This is a genomic window from Micromonospora sp. WMMD964 (assembly GCF_029581455.1).
Taxonomy (GTDB): domain Bacteria; phylum Actinomycetota; class Actinomycetes; order Mycobacteriales; family Micromonosporaceae; genus Micromonospora.
In genome coordinates, this window is record NZ_CP120860.1 from 1,516,741 (window position 1) to 1,532,553 (window position 15,813).

The following is a 15,813-nucleotide window of genomic DNA, read 5'->3' on the forward strand; positions in this document are numbered from 1 at the left end:
CACGGAACGATCCATGATCTGGACAGCGGGTTTCCGGACCGCGGTGATCAGCCCGTACGAGCGGCTCCAGTTCAGCGAACCCCGTAGCTTCGCCGACCAGACCGTCCGTCAGGTGCTGCACCTGGCCGGCGGTGGGGATGCCTTCCGCGTACGCCTGACGAACCGCTACGGGCGTACCCCGTTGACCATCGGGGCCGCCGCGGCCGTGGTCGGTGACCGGTCGGTTGCGCTCACCTTCGACGGTGCCGCGCATCGCGTCATCCCGGCGGGCGGGGAGGCCGTCACGGACCCGGTCAGCACGCCCGTGGCCGCAGGCGCGGACCTGGTCGTGAGCCTCTACCTCCCGGAGCGGACGGACCTGGCCACCCACTCCCACAAGCCTGCGGAACTGACCCGGGTAGCCGACGGCAACCAGGTCACGACTTCCCGGCCGCCGTGGACGGAACAGGTCGAAGCACGGTTCTACATCTCGGGCGTCGACGTGCTCGTCCCGCCTGACACCACGGTCGGCGTGGCCTTCGGTGACTCCTGGTTCGAGGGGGTCGGCACCACGACCAGCGCCAACCGCCGGTCGGTCGACTTCCTCAACCGGCGGTTGAAGCGCGGCTGGGTCGTCAACCAGGGCATCGCCGGTAACCGGCTCCTGCGCGACACGGCCGGCGAACACGCGCTGGCCCGTTTCGACCGGGACGTTCTCTCGATACCGGCGGTGACCCACGTCCTGGTCCACTTCGGCATCAACGACCTGGGTCTACCCAGCATGCTGGGTGAGCCTCCCGTCACGGCCGGTGACCTGGTCGAGGGTTTCCGCACGCTGGCCGACCGCGCCCACCGCGCCGGCCTGAGGATTCTCGCCGCCACCATCGGCCCGTTCGCGGGTGCCGGCCCCGAGATCAGCACGCCGGAGGGTCTCGCGATCCGACGCGAGGTGAACGACTGGATCCGGACGACCCACACCTTCGACGCCGTCTTCGACGTGGCGCGCGCCGTCGCGAACCCCCACGCCCTCGACCACATCCACCCCGCGCTGGACAGCGGCGACGGCATGCACCTGAACGACAGGGGCGCCGAGGCCATGGCCGGTGCCGTCAACCTGGACGACCTCGCGCTCTAGGGTGTGCCCCCGCGGGGGGTCGGCGCGGCGTGGCGGGGCCGCGCGGGGGCGGCGTGGCGGGGGAGCCTCTTACGCGCCGAGGACGTGGGTCAGGTGGGGGTTGGTGAAGACGCGGTTCGGGTCCAGGCGGTCGCGGACGGCCTGGAAGTCGGCGAAGCGGGGGTACGCGTCGGCGAGCGAGGCGGCGTCGCGGTAGTGCATCTTGCCCCAGTGTGGGCGGCCGCCCAGCCCGGTGGCCACCTGTTCGAAGGCCCGGAAGTACGGCTCGTAGGGCATGCCGACGTACTGGTGCACGGCGATGTAGGCGTTGTCCCGCCCGTAGCCGTGGGAGAGCCAGATGTCGTCGGCGGCGGTGAAGCGCACCTCGACCGGGAAGAGCACCTTGAAGGGCAGTCCGTCCACGATCCGCCGGAGGGCGGCGAGCGCCTCGGGCAGCGCCTCGCGGGGCAGCCCGTACTCCATCTCCATGAAGCGGACCCGGCGTGGGGTGCAGAACACCCGGTCGGAGCGGCCGGTGTACCGGCGTTCGGTGAGGGCGCGGGCGGAGACCGCGCTGATTCCCGGCGCGAGGGCGGGCACGGCCCGGCCGAGTCGGCAGGCCCCGGCGAAGACCCGGTTGGACAGGAAGTCGTCGTCCAGCCAGCCGCGCCAGCGGGACAGTGGTCGGTCGTCGGCCGGTACCCGGTCGTTGGCCTTGACCTGGACCCGGGACGTGTACGGGAACCAGTAGAACTCGACGTGGTCGTGCCGGCCGATCAGCGCGGGCAGTTCGCCGAGCACGTCGGCCAGCTCGGCCGGGCGTTCGTGGGCGTGCAGGACGAAGGAGTCCACGCAGCGCAGGGTCACCTCGACCAGGACGCCGAGCGCGCCGAGCGACACCCGGGCGGCGGCCAGGACGTCCGGGTTCTCGTCGGCGGAGCAGTGCAGCACCTCGCCGGTGCCGGTGACCACTGTGACCGCCTCGACGAAGGTGGACAGGCACCCGTAGCCGGCGCCGGTGCCGTGGGTGCCCGTGGAGATCGCCCCGGCGACCGTCTGCGCGTCGATGTCCCCGAGGTTGGGCAGCGCGAGGTTGTGCCGGGCGAGCAGGCTGTTGAGCGTGTGCAGGGTCATTCCCGCCGGTACGGTGACCAGTCGGCGTGCGACGTCGACGCTGACCGGGGTGTGCAGCTCGGACAGATCCATCCGGCGGTCGTCGGCGAGTGCGACGGCGGTGAACGAGTGGCCGCTGCCCGTGACGCGGATCCGACCACCGGCGGCGGCGGTGTCGGTCACGGCTTCTGCGACGTCGGTCGGCGAGCCGGGGCGCAGGATCGCGGTGGCGCTGCCACGCTGGTTGCCGGCCCAGTTGGACCAGGTGGCGGTGAGCGGTGCGGTGCCGACCATGCGCACTCCTCATTCATGAATATGAACTGACTTCATATCAGGAACGTTGTACCTGGTAAATACCGCAATTGCGATCCGCTCGTTGTACCGGTAGTCACGGACTCGTGACGTGGAGATATGTTCATCCGTCGAAGGGGGGTGGCGCAGAGTGTCCACACCAGCCGCCACGACCGGTCCGCTGCGCCGCGTACCGGTGCAGGGTCGAAGTGTCGCGCGGGTACAGCGCATGTTGGATGCCTGCGCCGAACTCGTCGACGAGGTGGGGTACGAGGGTCTGACCACGACCCTGCTCGCCGAGCGGGCCGAGGTGGCGATCGGGTCGGTGTACCAGTTCTTCCCGGACAAGCGGGCGATCGTGCAGGCGCTGACCCTGCGCACCATGGAGTCCTACCTCCAGCGCCTCGACGAGCGGTTCGCCTCCGACGAGATGACGCACTGGTGGGACGGCGTCGACGCGGGGATCGACGAGTACATCACCATGCACCGCACCGTCCCCGGCTTCCGCACCCTGCACTTCGGCGACGTGGTCGACCTGCACCTGCTCGACGAGCAGCGGGACAACAACGGCGTGATCGCCGACCAGTTGGCCCGGGTGCTCACCGAGCGTTTCGGGCTCACCGACGTGCCGAAGCTGCGCTTCGTCCTGGAGATCGCGGTCGAGGCGGCGGATGCGCTGATCAAGCTCGCGTTCCGGCGCAATTCCGACGGCGACGAGCGAGTGCTGCTCGAAGCGAAGGCACTGATCCGGGAGTATCTGCATCGGCAGGTCGACGGCTCGGACAGCGGTCTGCCCGCCGCCGGTCAGCAGGCCCAGCCCGCCTGACCCGGGCTCGGTGGGCCGGGGCGGGCGACGGGTCGCTCGGGGCGGGTGGCGGATCAGAGGAATGCCTGCCCCTCCCCCCGGTAGGTGGGCACCGTCGCCACGACGGCGTCCCCCTCGATCAGGTGCAGGTCGTTGACCCGCTCGCACAACTCACCGGCCTTGGCGTGCCGGAACCACACCCGGTCGCCGACACGCAGGGTGGCCGCGGCCGCGCCGGACAGCGGGGTCTGCACCTCGCCCGCGCCCTCGGTGCCGACCAGCTTGAGCCCGGCCGGCAGCCACGGCCGAGGTAGCCGGCTGTCGGCGGCCGGGCCGGAGGCGATCCAGCCACCACCGAGCACTGTCGCCAGCTCCGGCGTCGGCCGGCGGACCACCGCGCAGGCGAAGAAGGCCGCCGGAGTGGGCCGCCAGGCGCGGTACGCGTCGAACAGCGTCGGCCCGTACAGACCCGATCCCGCGGTGACCTCGGTCACCGCGGGATCGGCGCTGGTCGCCGCCACGCTGCCGGTGCCGCCTCCGTTGACGAACTCCAGGTCGGCGTGCTCGCGTACCGCGGCCACCGCCGCACCCCGGCGGGCCAGCAACTCGCGGTACGACCCGCGCTGGGCCAGCCTGATCGCGCCGGCCAGCAGCGTCTGCCCCGGCGGCGCGTCGCCCAGGCCGGCGATCTGCGCCTCGTACGACATGAGCCCGACCAGTCGGAAGCCGGCCCGGCCGGCGACGGTGGCGGCGAGCGCGCCGGCCGCCCGTGCGCTGTGCACCGGTGAGCGGCGGACACCGACGTGCACCCGCCCCCGTATCGGCCGCCAGGAGGCGTCCAGGTCGAGGCAGACGCGCAGTTCGGCGCGCTGCCCGGGAGCCCGGACGGCGTCGATCAGGTCGAGTTGCCCGGTGCCGTCGATCATCAGGGTGATCGCGGCGGCCAGGGTCGGGTCGGCGGCCAGTTCGGCGAGCGCCGCCCGGTCCGCGCTCGGGTACGCGACCAGGACGTCGGTGCTCACACCGGCACGGACCAGCCAGATGGCCTCGGGCACGGTGAACGCCATGATCCCCTGCCAGCCGGGCCGGGTGAGGGCCCGACTGATCAACTCTCGGCTGCGTACCGACTTGCTGGCCAGGCGGACCGGTTTGCCGGCGGCGCGCTCGGCCAGGGCGGCCGAGTTGGCGTCGAAGGCGGTGAGGTCGACCACGGCATAGGGCGGGTCGAGGTGGGCGGTCGCCCGATCCAGGCGCTCGCGAAGTTTGTCGCTTTCGATGGCCACGTGTGCACGCTAACTGTCCGACGGTAAATGCGAAATACCCTCGCGTACGTCCGGGCTGCGGTCGGTGGCTCCGGCGGCCTAGGCTCAGCGAGCAGGAGAATGTCGCCGGTGGGGTGGCCCCCCACCGGGTCTAGAGTGTTGCACCGGAGGCGCCCAGCGATGGGCCGGCACGTGGAGGTACGGCCATCGAAAGCCAGAACAGCGGCGAGTCGCCCGGCGTGTCGCGCTCCGGCGGCCGGTCCGGCACCGCCGCCAATCAGCCCAGCGGCGGTCAGGTCGATCCGTCCGGCTATGCCGCCATCCGGTCGGTTCTGCGCATCCAGCCGTTCCGCCGCCTCTGGATCGTGCTCGGCGCGGCCTCCTTCGGTGACTGGCTCGGCCTGCTGGCCACCTCGGTCTTCGCCTCCTCCCAGGTCGAGGGCAGCACCGCCCAGGGCGCGGTCTTCGGTGGCGTCATCGCGATCCGTCTGCTCCCCGCACTGGTGCTCGGGCCGATCGCCGGCGTGCTCGCCGACCGCTTCGACCGACGCTGGACGATGGTCATCTGCGACCTGCTCCGGTTCGTGCTCTTCGCCTCGATCCCGATGGTCGCGCTCGTCGGCGCCAGCGGCGCCGTGGTGGTCCTGTGGGCAACCGTCGCCACCTTCCTCATCGAGTCGATCACGCTGATCTGGATCCCGGCCAAGGAGGCCGCGGTCCCCAACCTGATCCCGCGCGCCCGGCTGGAGGCGGCCAACCAGCTCACGCTCATCACCACCTACGGCCTGACCCCGGTGCTCGCCGCCGCCGTCAGCGCCGGCCTGGACCGCAGCGTCCGGGGCGTGACCGGCGGCAACTTCCCGGACTGGGCCGAACCGGCCCAGCTGGCGCTCTGGTTCAACGCCCTCTCCCGACTGGCCACCGCCCTGGTCGTCGCGTTCGGCATCAAGGAGATCAGCCAGGGGCAGACCGCCGAGGCCGACCGCCAGGAGCAGGGCATGCTGCGCCAGTTCAAGGAGGGCTGGCAGTTCATCGGCCAGACCCCGCTGGTGCGTGGCCTGGTCCTCGGCATCCTGGGCGCGTTCGCCGGCGGCGGCATCGTCATCGGCACCGCGAAGTTCTTCGCCAGCTCACTCGGTGCCGGCGACGCCGCGTTCTCCCTGCTCTTCGGTGCCATCTTCGTCGGCCTCGCGTTGGGCATCGGGCTCGGTCCGATGATCGTCAAGGAGATGTCCCGGCGTCGCTGGTTCGGCATGAGCATCGTGCTGGCCAGCGCCGCCGTGATGACCCTCGCCTTCGCCATCCACCTGTCCATGGCGATCGTCGGCGCGGTGCTGGTCGGTGCCGGTGCCGGCATGGCCTTCCTGGCCGGCACCACCCTGCTCGGTGGCGAGATCAAGGACGAGGTGCGCGGCCGGGTCTTCGCCGTGGTGCAGATCGGCACCCGGCTGGTGCTGATCCTGGCCATCGCGCTGAGCAGTCTGCTCGCCGGTGTCGGTGGCTCCCGCAAGTTGGAGATCGCCGACCTGGGCGTGTCCATCTCCTCGACCCGACTGCTGCTGCTCGCCGCCGGTGCGGCCGGCATCTTCGCCGGGATCAGCGCGTTCGGCCAGATGGACGACAAGAAGGGCGTCCCCGTCCTCGCCGACCTCTGGGGCTCGATCCGGGGCCGCCCGTTGATGCCCTCCGAGCCGTTCGTCTCCACCGGGCTGTTCGTGGTGTTCGAGGGCGGCGAGGGCGCCGGCAAGTCCACCCAACTCGCCGCGCTCGCCGAGCGGCTGCGCGGCCAGGGGCGTGACGTGGTGGTCACCCGGGAACCGGGGGCGACAGCAGTCGGCCAACGGATCCGGTCGCTGGTGCTGGACACCTCCGGCGACGAGGCGCCCTCACCACGGGCCGAGGCCCTGCTCTACGCCGCCGACCGCGCGCACCACGTGGCCACCGTCGTCCGGCCCGCGCTGGTCCGGGGTGGTGTGGTGATCAGCGACCGGTACGTCGACTCGTCCCTGGCGTACCAGGGTGCGGGCCGGACCCTGCCCGTCGACGAGGTCTCCTGGCTCTCCTCCTGGGCCACCGGCGGGCTCAAGCCCGACCTGGTGGTGCTGCTGGACGTCGAGCCGCAGACCGGCCTGTCCCGGGTGGTCTCGCGCAGCGCCGGCACCGACCGGCTGGAGGCCGAGTCGGTCGCCTTCCACGAGCGGGTCCGGTACGCCTTCCTCGACCTCGCCGCCGCCGATCCGAAGCGTTACCTGGTGCTCGACGCGTCCCGACCGGCCGACGAGATCACCGGGCAGGTGGTCCGCCGGGTCGAGGAGATGCTCGGCAGCCCGGGCGGCATCGTGCACCCCCGTCCGGCGCAGGGTCCGGACACCTCGGTGCAGCCCGAGTTATCCGACGCGGAGCTGGTGACGATGGAGCACAAGACCTGATGCCGGACGTCTTCGCCGACCTGGTCGGTCAGGACGAGGCGGTGGCCGAGCTGCGTCGGGCCGCCGCCGCCGCGGCTGCCGTGCTGCGCGCGGGCGCGGCCGACCGGGCGCCCGCGCTGATCGCCGTCGGCGACGGGGACTCCGCGCTCGCCGACGAGACCGGGCCCGGCGGGGTGGACCCGGCTGCCGGGATGACGCACGCCTGGATCTTCACCGGCCCTCCCGGCTCGGGCCGTTCGGTGGCCGCCCGGGCGTTCGCCGCCGCGCTCCAGTGCGTGCACGGCACCGGGTGCGGTGAGTGCCCCGGCTGCCGCACCACGATGGGCGGCACCCACGCCGACGTCCGGCTGGTGGTGCCGGAAGGGCTCTCCATCGGGGTCAACGAGATGCGCGCGCTGGTGCTGCGCGCGGCCACCACCCCCTCCGGCGGGCGCTGGCAGGTGGTGGCCATCGAGGACGCCGACCGGCTCACCGAGGCCGCCGGCAACGCGTTGCTCAAGGCGATCGAGGAACCTCCGCCGCGTACGGTCTTCCTGCTCTGCGCCCCGTCCACCCACCCGGACGACGTCTCGGTGACCATCCGGTCGCGCTGTCGCGTCGTACCCCTGCGGCAGCCGCCGGCCACCGCGGTGGCCGAGGTGCTGGTCCGTCGTGACGGCATCGCGCCCGACGTGGCGCAGTGGGCGGCGGCGGCCGCGCAGGGGCACGTGGGTCGGGCCCGCCGCCTGGCCCGCGACCCGGAGGCGCGCAAGCGACGGGAGGCGGTGCTCGCGGTGCCGCGCCGGTTGACCGGCGTCGGTGCGGCGTTCGACGCGGCGTCCGCGCTGATCGAGGCGGCCGAGGCGGAGGCCGAGGCGTCGGTCACCGAGGCCGACGCGGCCGAGCGGGCGGCGCTGGAGACCGCGCTCGGCGCGGGTGGCACCGGCCGGGGCGCGTCCGGCGCGATCCGGGGTGCCGCCGGTCAGCTCAAGGAGTTGGAGAAGCGGCAGAAGTCCCGGGCCACCCGGGCCCAGCGGGACGCGCTGGACCGGGCGCTCGTCGACCTGGCGGGTTTCTACCGGGACGCGCTCACCATGGCGCTGCGCGCGCCCGTCGCCCCGGTGCACACCGACACGGCCGCGCTGGCCGGTGCCGGCGCGCAGAAGTGGGACGCCGAGGGGGCGCTGCGCCGGCTGGAGGCAGTGCTCGCCTGCCGGTCGGCGATCGAGGCGAACGTGAAGCCGCGGATCGCGGTCGAGGCGATGATGCTCGCCCTCTGGAAGGGCTGACCCGCGGCTTCCAGCATTGTCCACAGGCATCGACAGGCCCGATTGCTGTGCGGTACGGTCCCTGTGCCGTGGTGACGGTGACGGCACGCTGAGTGAGGGATCACCCGGGAGGAGTCGGCCGATGCCGCGGGGGGAGATCGACGAAGCCTGGATCGAGGAGGCGGTGCGGCGCTACCGCCGCATCGAGTCGCTGCAGGCCGAGTTCGACCAGGCGGTGTCGACCGTCGAGGTGACCGTCCGGTCGCCGGACGGTCTGGTCGAGGTGGTGGTCACCGCCGGTGGGCGGATCACCGACGTCCGGTTCCTCGGGCCGCTGCACACCCGCAGCCCACGGGATGTGGCCGGCTCCGTGCAGGCCGCGGTCACCGCGGCGGCCGATGCCGCCGAATGGGCCCGGGAGAAGCTGCACAACGAGACGTTCGCCGCCTACCGACCGCTCGCGGGAGCCTGAGATGGACACACTGCGCGCGCTCTCCGCCCGGCTCGACGAGGCGAGCGCCACGCTCACCGCCGTCTCGCACACCGTCACCGCCACCGATCCGGCCCAGGCCGCGTTCGGCGCCGACACCCCCGGTCGGCCCGGCGAGATCGGTCGCGCGTTGCACAGGCAGTGGACCACCGCCACCGACGACCGGGCCCGCGAGGCCCGCGCCGCCGCCGGTCGGCTGGCCACCGCCGCCGCCGCCGTGCGGGAGGCGGCCGACCGCTACGCCGAGGTCGACCGGGCGGCCCGCCGCCGGCTCGCCGGGGAAGCGTGATGGACGCACTGGACCGGCTCGCCGAGCCCGGCCTCGACCTGCTGCGCCGCGTCGACGCACTGATCGCCGCGGGCGTCCCGGAGGGCCACCGGGTCTGGCCGCTGCTGCGCCGCATGCAGGTGCTGCCGGGCGAGGCGGTGCGCGGCTTCCTCGACCTCCACCCCGCGCCGCTCGCCGGTGCCGGGCACGCGGTGCGCCGGCTCGTCCGGGGGTACGACGACGTCTCCGCCGCGCTCACCGACCAGGTGCTCTGGTCCGGTCCGGCCGCCACGGCGTACGGACAGCAGCGGGCGGCACTGCTGCACCACCTCGACGAGGGCCCCGACAGCCTGGTCGGGCGGCTCGAATCCACAGCCGGCTACGCCGACGCGCTCGCCGACTGGGTGGAGGGCAGCCGACTCGCCCTCGCCCGCACCCTCGCCGACGTGCTGCGCTCGGCCGAAGCGGTGGCCGTGGTCGCCGCGACCGCCACGGGTGTGTCGACGCGGCCCGGGCCGATCGGGCCCGGCGTGGCCGACGCCGCCGAGATCGCCGCCCGGGTGCTGGCGGTGCTCTGCGTCGCGTACGACGGTGCGGAGACGCTGCTGCGTCAGTGGGCGCCCAGCCTCGCGGAGGTGTCGTGGCGGCCGCCGACGGAGGGGCGGCCCCGCTACGACCAGCCCACCCGGGTCGGCTGGTAGCCGGGCCCGCTGCCCCGGCCGTCGCCGCACCGGTCCCGAACAGACCACGGCGTCGCTCGCGGGCATCCCGACCTGAGTCGGCTTCCCGGGCGACGCCGTGGTCTTCCCCCTGCACCCCCCGCAGGTATGCCTCCACTCAACGCTGTCGAGGCGGTCTTGTCTGCTGCCGGGGCCCGGATTCAACCGTCCGGGCGAGGGGCAACGGCACGACGGGCCGTCGGGCAATAGGACGAGTCGACGGTCATGAATGCGAGCGGGGCGTCGTCGGCTGAGGTGCTGTCCGACGCGGGGGCGTCGTAGGGTGGGGGGATGGGCATGCTCTGCGCGGTCAGCTTCAACCGGTACGGGCGCCTCTACTACCTCGACCCCGGCGAGTTGCGCCCGCAGGTCGGCGACAAGGTGCTGGTGCCCACCGACGACGGGCCCGAGGTGGCGGAGTGCGTGTGGGCCGCGCAGTGGGTGACCGAGGAGACCGACGGTTTCCCCCGGCTGGTGGGGCTGGCCGCCGAGGACGACCTGCGGCGGGACGAGGCGCTGCGTCGCCGCAAGGCCGAGGCGAAGGTGGCCGCGAAACGGCTGATCCGCTCGCATGGCCTGCCGATGAAGGTGGTGGCCGTCGACCATGTGCTCGGCTCCGCCGAGGGCGGCGGCGAACGCAGCACGGTGTACTTCACCGCCCCGCACCGGGTGGACTTCCGCTCCCTGGTCCGCGACCTGGGCGCCACCCTGCACTGCCGGGTCGAGCTGCGTCAGCTCTCCGCCCGTGACTCGGCGCGGGTGCAGGGCGGCATCGGCTCCTGCGGTCGCGACCTGTGCTGCGCCACCTTCCTGACCGACTTCGAGCCGGTGACCATCCGGATGGCGAAGGACCAGGACCTGCCGCTGAACCCGCTGCGCATCTCCGGGGCGTGCGGCCGGCTGATGTGCTGCCTGAAGTACGAGCATCCGCTGTACCAGCGCTTCCAGGAGACCGCCCCGGCGGTCGGCAGCCGGGTCTCCACGCCCGAGGGGGACGGCCGGGTGGTCGGCCACAGCGTCCCCCGCGACGCGGTGACGGTCCGACTGGACGCCGACGGCTCCCGCTGCTCCTGCTCCCGCGCCTCCGTCTGTGCCCCCCGCCAAGCCCACGACCAGCACTACACCGCCTAACCCCGACCCCTAACCCCCACCCCCCACCCCCCACCCCCCACCCCCCACCCCGCGCCCCCCGCGGCGCCCCCCGCGGTGATCAAGAGGTTTGCGTCATGTGCGGCTCGATTTTTGACGCAAACCTCTTGATCAACTTCGCTCTGCGGGTGGGGTGGGGTGGGGTGGGGTGGGATCAGGGCAGGACTGTGGGGGGTTCGGCCAGGCGGGGGGTCAGGTTGGTCTTCGGGGTCAGCCAGCTTGCGGTGGGGGACTGGTCCGGGTTCACCTGCCAGTCCCGGGAGACCCGGTCGACGGCGATCGGGAAGAGCGTCAGCGTGCCGTCCGGGTCGATGCGCATCCGCAGGAACACCTTCGAGTCCTCGATGCCCTGACCGGCGAAGAGTTCGTTGACGTTCACCCCGAACGAAGCCGCCACCAGCAGGTACGCGGCCACCAACTGACTGGCCACCAGACCGATCACCGGGCCGTAGAGCACCGCCGCGGCCACCGCCGGCAGCGGCCACGGCCAGTCGTAGAACGGCAGGGCCAGCCACGCCCACGTGCCGGCCGCCGCGAGGGCCACCTGAGCCACGCCGTGGCTGACGCCGAGGATCCCGTGCCGTACGTGGCGCTTGCCGCTTGCGCTCGGCGGCTTGGCGAAGAGGATCGCCGCCAGCATCGTCACGAGCACCATCAACACCAGGGGGACGGTGAACAGCCGCTGATCGGTGCTGTCCGCCCAGTTCGCCGTCGCGCCCGCCATGGCCAGCATCAGCAGGGTGTGCAGAATGCCCAGCAGGGTGGTGAAGCCCGGATTGCGGAACGGCAGCCTCGGGAAGATCCCCCAGCCGTAGCGACGCGAGCGGGTCGCGTCCGGATAGCGGGCCACCAGGTCGTACGGCTGGGTCGAGCTGGCCCGGCGAGCCAGGGTGTCCCGCGGCGGCACCTCGATGCGCTCCGGCAGTTTGTGGGTCGGGTAGAGGTACGCGCCGCCTCCGCCGCACGTGATCAGCTGCCGGTCCGGCCCGGAGTAACGGGCGTAGTGATGCAGGTCGCCGGAGATCAGCAGCCGCACCCGAGCACCGGTCGGATCGATGATCGTCCGGATGAAGTAGTCGATCGAGTCGTACGCCGTCGGGTTGTCGGCGGCCTTGACCCAGGTCGGCGCCGGCGCTGCGATGATCACCTTGGACTCCGGGCCGAGCCGCCGGGCCACCTCGTCGAAGTAGGCCAACTGCGGGTCGTCCAGGTACGAGCCGGACTGGTCGTCCACACCGAGAAGCCACCAGCCCGCCGGCAGTTCCACGGCGAAGTACGACCGGGACTGGCCGGTGCCCCACCCGGCGAAGTTCCGGTCCCGGGAGCGGACGAACAACCGCAGGAACGCGGTCAGGCCGTCGTACCAGTCGTGGTTGCCCGGCACCGCGAAGAGCGTGGGCTTCTCGGGTGGCGGCACGGGCAGTGCGGCCTGGTAGGGGCCCTTGCAGCGGTCCTCGTACGAGGCGTAGGCCGCCGACGGGTACACCTGGTCGCCGCCCATCACCAGGGTCTGCGCCCGGGGCAGCCGGTGCCCGTCCACCGTCAACTCCGGCTGCGCCAGCAGGTACGCCACCGAGTAGGTGGCGTTGAAGCCGTCGCCCAGGTCCGCCACGTAGTCCAGCCACAGCCCGCCGTCCGGCCCGACCTGGCGGAAGACGCCGTCGTCGAACGCGTTCTGCAACTCGCGCTTGTCCAGGTACGCCCCGAAGAGCACCGCCAACAACGTACGGATGCCGGTGCTGATCAGCAGGAACGGCGCCAGCCACGGCACCGGCTTGCGGGGCGTGAAGCCCAGCTCAAGCGGGTCGGTGCTGCTCGGCCGGTGGGCGGCGCGTTCGGCCGGGACCGGATCAGGGCGTTCGGTGGCGTCGTTCGGGGGGCCGGGGTGGTCGCGTTCGTCGCTCACCCGCCGCAGCGTAGTCCCGGTCGCGATCATCTGCTGTCCGGTAAGCGTCCAGATGGCGGTTGATGTCCGGTTGGTACGCGCGGACGAGATGGGGGTATCCCGTTCGGTTGGCGTCGCCGGGGTGCCGTACACTTGCTGATCGTTGCCGCCTTAGCTCAGTCGGCTAGAGCGACGCACTCGTAATGCGTAGGTCGACGGTTCGATTCCGTCAGGCGGCTCCACGGAAAGGCCCAGGTCATCGGCGAGATCGCCGATCATGACCTGGGCCTTTCGACTGCCGTCGCCAGGGCGAGCGGCCAATCTACTCGCCAAACCCACAGCGCCTCGTCCAGCCGTGCGTCGACGGGGGTGGCCCGCGGCCGCTACTGATGCGCCTTGCCGAGATCGGCCGAGCCATGGGCTGCCAGGGCCTGCTTCATAAGAACTGGCCGGCCTGCGGCGGGCCCGGACGACGCCCGGCGGCGTTGCGGTTTCGTCCGGATACAACACCGGTATCCGGACGAAACCACGCCTTGCCGGATCGCCGCCCGGGACTCCGCCTCGGCTCGACCGCCCTTATGAAACAGTCCCTAGTTGTTCGCGTTCCTCGGGTGTCAGCTGTTCGTATCGCACCCAGAATTCCTGGAACGGCCTGGTCAGTTCAGCGGCGTAGGTATCGGTCGCGACGGCGTCACGAAGGCTGATCTCTGCGTTGAGGACGGCTGTGGCCATCTCCCGCAGTAGTTCGTTGGGCCCGTCGGCAAGGCGGGTCAAGGCGTCGCGGAGGGCCCGGCTCCGCTGGGGGTCGCCGGCGGCGATGTCGTCCAGGTCGCTCATGGCTAGCCGGGCAGGCCGACGAGAGGGTGGTCGTAGCGCCGGCCGTTCGGTAGCGACGGTAGTGCGACGGAGTCGAGGTTGCTGAGTTCGCGGACGAGCATGGCCCGGAAGGTGTTGACGACCGCGGAGAGGTTCTGGCACAGATTGGTGGCGGTGCCCCAGAGTCGGAGCATGTTGGCCACCTCCAGGGCGGCCAGCCCGTAACCGGCGAGGGCACCCGCGCCGGTGTAGGAGGTGGCGGTTCCGGCAGCGATGCTGATGCCGGCGATGATGGCGGCATCCAGTAGGGCTTTGACGGTGCCGCCCAGGGCTTCCCCGGTGGCCCACACGGCGTCTGCCATCTCTGTGTATCCGTTGCCGATGGCGTCCAGGGGGCCGCGCAGGTCGGAGACGCTGTTGGCGGTGGTGGTGAAGTAGCGGAACGCGGATTCACCCGCCGTGCCCTGCCACTGGCCGTGGAGGGTGGTGGCCCCGGACTGGAGGTTGTATGCCATGTCGTGCAGCGCGCGGGCCATGTTGCCGACGACGGGTGCCATGACCGCGAGGGCTTCCCAGTCGCCGAAGACACGGTTCTGGATCTCGCCGATCGGGTCGAAGCCGAACACCGTGTCGAAGGCCATGTTGGCCCACGCCGAAGGGCTCAGGAAGTCCATGAACGCCAGCGCGTTCGCTGGGTTGCCCGGCTCGCCGGGCGGCTTCAGGTGCCAGGTGGTGTCGCGGGCGTCGATGAAGTCCGCCGGGGTGCAGGGATTCTCGGCGATCTCCAGTTCCAGTCGGGTGATACACCGGTCAGGCGCAGCGGGGAGAGCGCGGTCGAGGGATGTGGCAGCGTTCAGGTCAGTGGTGCGGTAGTAGTGGGCAGCGGCGAACAGCTCCGGGGCCGAGGCTTCCAGTTGACCGGCCAGGCGTTTGAGCGCGCCATCGATGACGTTCACGGCGTGTTCGTGGCCCGCCTTGGCGACGTTGTAGACCTCGCCGCCGGTGCCGGCCTCGGCGTACCGGCGGAAGTATCCACGAACCTCACCGACGTCTCCGGCCGCCCGGCTGACCTGCCGCGCGAAGTCGGCCAGGGCGGTGGGCTCCACGACGAGCGTCACGGCGACACCTGGGACGCGATGACGGTGCCGGCCAAGCCCACCAGAGCAAGCACGACTGCGCCGACGAGTAGATGCCGAGCGAGAGGCTGCCGCTTCACGGCGTAGGTGGCCGCCCCGAGTACGCCGCCGAGGATGGACACCGACATGGGCACGAGCGCAGCAGGTTCGGCGTCGCCGGTCACGATCATCCAGCCCGACACCACTCCGAAGAAGATCGCGACGTTCGCGATCGAGGTACGCAGGTTTCGGAAGGCCGAATGTTGCAGGCGACCGACCGCTTCGCCGTACCCCTCCACCGCCTTCGCGCGTTCCGCCTCGGACACCGGCCGCCGCTTCAACCGACCGCCACTTCGCACCCTGCGACTCATGTCGGCGAAGATACCAATGACGGTCACGATATCGACGCCCTCCGTAGTATCAGCTGATCGACAATGACGGCGAGAGAGGACCGGGGCGGGCGGCCGGCTCAGGTCGCCACGTGACGCGACCTGGGGCCTTCCGTCGGTCTGGCGGGGCTACCTCCGGCGGGCCAGGTGTTGCAGGGTCGCGCGAATGACCGTCTTCTCCTCCTCGGCGACGCCGGGGTCCATCAGGATGCGCGCGATCGCCCTCAGGTCGGGGTCCGTGCTCGGGTCCGGGTCGGGTGAGGGTGGCGCGCCGTCCCAGCCCAGAATCTGTGCGGCGACCGCACGCGGAATGCCGAGACCGTCGCAGAACTGTTGGACCTGGGTGCGCTGCGGATTGGCTATCTCGGCGCGGCGCCACCGGTAGATCGTGGAGCGACCTATGCCGGTGCGTTGCTCGACGTCCTCGATGGACATGGCGCGCTCTCGTACGGCCTCGTCGAGAGCACGTTTGATGAATCGCGCGAACGCGATGACTCGGGGGTCTTGGCTGGCACTGAGTGGCACCGGCTGATCGTAAGTGCCGTTCGTGGGACTCCGTTGCCAGACTCGCACTCAGTGCCAGATATGGCTTCGCGCTTTCCCGGCCAGAGGGCCGATCGTCCCGCCGACCCGGGTGGAATGACCCCGGCCTGCGCGACTTGCCGGGATCGTCATCATGAGCCGAAAGTAACTACCGTTGCCATCCTTGGCACTGAGCGACGAGCGCGATACCGTCAGTGCC

At 71.7% G+C, this 15,813-nt stretch carries 15 protein-coding genes and 1 tRNA gene; 9 read left to right on the forward strand and 7 right to left on the reverse strand.

The annotated features are described in order from the left end of the window. The first annotated feature begins 13 nt into the window (after positions 1 to 13). Positions 14 to 1,114, forward strand: coding sequence for a GDSL-type esterase/lipase family protein (locus O7616_RS07115; RefSeq protein WP_282306110.1), 1,101 nt, complete (start codon positions 14 to 16; stop codon positions 1,112 to 1,114). A 69-nt stretch (positions 1,115 to 1,183) separates the two neighbouring features. On the opposite strand, the gene O7616_RS07120 is transcribed toward O7616_RS07115, so the two are convergent. Next, positions 1,184 to 2,500: a D-arabinono-1,4-lactone oxidase gene (locus O7616_RS07120; protein WP_282306111.1), complete on the reverse strand. Its 1,317-nt coding sequence runs from the start codon at positions 2,498 to 2,500 to the stop codon at positions 1,184 to 1,186. A gap of 226 nt (positions 2,501 to 2,726) precedes the next feature. Here O7616_RS07120 and O7616_RS07125 point away from each other — a divergent pair, with 226 nt between their 5' ends. Continuing rightward, the gene (locus O7616_RS07125; RefSeq protein ID WP_282307553.1) at positions 2,727 to 3,323 is read left to right on the forward strand and encodes a TetR family transcriptional regulator; all 597 of its coding nucleotides are present in this window, start codon (positions 2,727 to 2,729) and stop codon (positions 3,321 to 3,323) included. 53 nt (positions 3,324 to 3,376) lie between these two features. Here O7616_RS07125 and O7616_RS07130 read toward each other — a convergent pair whose 3' ends face one another. Further along, a complete protein-coding gene (locus tag O7616_RS07130) occupies positions 3,377 to 4,585 on the reverse strand; it encodes an amino acid deaminase/aldolase (protein WP_282306112.1) in 1,209 nt (402 codons plus the stop codon). Between the two features lie 317 nt (positions 4,586 to 4,902). Between O7616_RS07130 and tmk the strand changes: the two genes are divergently transcribed. The 6 genes from tmk (at position 4,903) to ricT (ending at position 10,848) form a co-directional block, all read left to right on the forward strand. After that, complete coding sequence (tmk, locus tag O7616_RS07135; protein WP_282264692.1) at positions 4,903 to 6,993, forward strand: dTMP kinase; 2,091 nt, start codon at positions 4,903 to 4,905, stop codon at positions 6,991 to 6,993. Further along, the gene (locus O7616_RS07140; protein WP_282306113.1) at positions 6,993 to 8,261 is read left to right on the forward strand and encodes a DNA polymerase III subunit delta'; all 1,269 of its coding nucleotides are present in this window, start codon (positions 6,993 to 6,995) and stop codon (positions 8,259 to 8,261) included. Before tmk ends, O7616_RS07140 begins: the two co-directional genes overlap by 1 nt. A 121-nt stretch (positions 8,262 to 8,382) precedes the next feature. Beyond that, on the forward strand, positions 8,383 to 8,712 hold the full coding sequence (locus O7616_RS07145) for a YbaB/EbfC family nucleoid-associated protein (protein WP_007454690.1): 330 nt from the start codon (positions 8,383 to 8,385) through the stop codon (positions 8,710 to 8,712). 1 nt (position 8,713) lies between these two features. Then, the gene (locus O7616_RS07150) at positions 8,714 to 9,019 is read left to right on the forward strand and encodes a type VII secretion target (protein WP_282306114.1); all 306 of its coding nucleotides are present in this window, start codon (positions 8,714 to 8,716) and stop codon (positions 9,017 to 9,019) included. Continuing rightward, on the forward strand, positions 9,019 to 9,699 hold the full coding sequence (locus O7616_RS07155) for a hypothetical protein (protein ID WP_282306115.1): 681 nt from the start codon (positions 9,019 to 9,021) through the stop codon (positions 9,697 to 9,699). Before O7616_RS07150 ends, O7616_RS07155 begins: the two co-directional genes overlap by 1 nt. Before the next feature lie 309 nt (positions 9,700 to 10,008). After that, positions 10,009 to 10,848: a regulatory iron-sulfur-containing complex subunit RicT gene (gene ricT, locus O7616_RS07160; protein ID WP_282263042.1), complete on the forward strand. Its 840-nt coding sequence runs from the start codon at positions 10,009 to 10,011 to the stop codon at positions 10,846 to 10,848. Between the two features lie 172 nt (positions 10,849 to 11,020). Here the strand turns inward: ricT and O7616_RS07165 are convergent, their stop codons facing one another. Next, the gene (locus tag O7616_RS07165) at positions 11,021 to 12,772 is read right to left on the reverse strand and encodes a metallophosphoesterase (protein ID WP_282306116.1); all 1,752 of its coding nucleotides are present in this window, start codon (positions 12,770 to 12,772) and stop codon (positions 11,021 to 11,023) included. Positions 12,773 to 12,916: 144 nt separating this feature from the next. Here O7616_RS07165 and O7616_RS07170 point away from each other — a divergent pair. After that, positions 12,917 to 12,993, forward strand: a tRNA-Thr gene (locus O7616_RS07170). Between the two features lie 334 nt (positions 12,994 to 13,327). On the opposite strand, the gene O7616_RS07175 is transcribed toward O7616_RS07170, so the two are convergent. From O7616_RS07175 to O7616_RS07190, 4 genes are all read right to left on the reverse strand, one after another. Beyond that, entirely contained in the window at positions 13,328 to 13,588 is a 261-nt protein-coding gene (locus O7616_RS07175) for a hypothetical protein (protein WP_282306117.1), read from the reverse strand. 2 nt (positions 13,589 to 13,590) lie between these two features. Continuing rightward, a complete protein-coding gene (locus O7616_RS07180) occupies positions 13,591 to 14,685 on the reverse strand; it encodes a hypothetical protein (protein ID WP_282306118.1) in 1,095 nt (364 codons plus the stop codon). Then, positions 14,682 to 15,008: a hypothetical protein gene (locus tag O7616_RS07185; protein ID WP_282306119.1), complete on the reverse strand. Its 327-nt coding sequence runs from the start codon at positions 15,006 to 15,008 to the stop codon at positions 14,682 to 14,684. Before O7616_RS07185 ends, O7616_RS07180 begins: the two co-directional genes overlap by 4 nt. Positions 15,009 to 15,200: 192 nt before the next feature. Next, the gene (locus O7616_RS07190; protein WP_282306120.1) at positions 15,201 to 15,596 is read right to left on the reverse strand and encodes a helix-turn-helix transcriptional regulator; all 396 of its coding nucleotides are present in this window, start codon (positions 15,594 to 15,596) and stop codon (positions 15,201 to 15,203) included. Positions 15,597 to 15,813: the final 217 nt, after the last annotated feature.